General features: G+C 76.4%; 1 protein-coding gene. It reads left to right on the forward strand.

Annotated features, from left to right (window positions below; translation table 11 throughout):
• A partial coding sequence (locus BZY54_RS52475; protein WP_341868722.1) for an aminotransferase class I/II-fold pyridoxal phosphate-dependent enzyme occupies positions 1 to 271 on the forward strand: 271 nt, incomplete at both ends.

The raw sequence follows: 271 nt of genomic DNA on the forward strand, positions 1-271 counted from the left end.
CGCCCGCCGCGCCCTGACCGCGGCCCCGAACCACGCCCTCGGCTACGGCGACCCGCGCGGCCGGATCGAACTGCGCACCGCCCTCACCGGCCATCTGGCCCGGGTGCGCGGCGTACGCACCGACCCGGAGCACGTCCTGGTGTGCTCGGGTTTCTCGCACGGCCTCAGGATCCTCGGCGAGGTGCTGCGGGCGCGCGGCACGGCCACGGTCGCCGTCGAGTCGTACGGCCTGGACATGCACTGGCACCTCCTGGCCCGGGCGGGACTGCGC

Source organism: Streptomyces carpinensis (assembly GCF_002154505.1).
GTDB lineage: Bacteria > Actinomycetota > Actinomycetes > Streptomycetales > Streptomycetaceae > Streptomyces > Streptomyces carpinensis.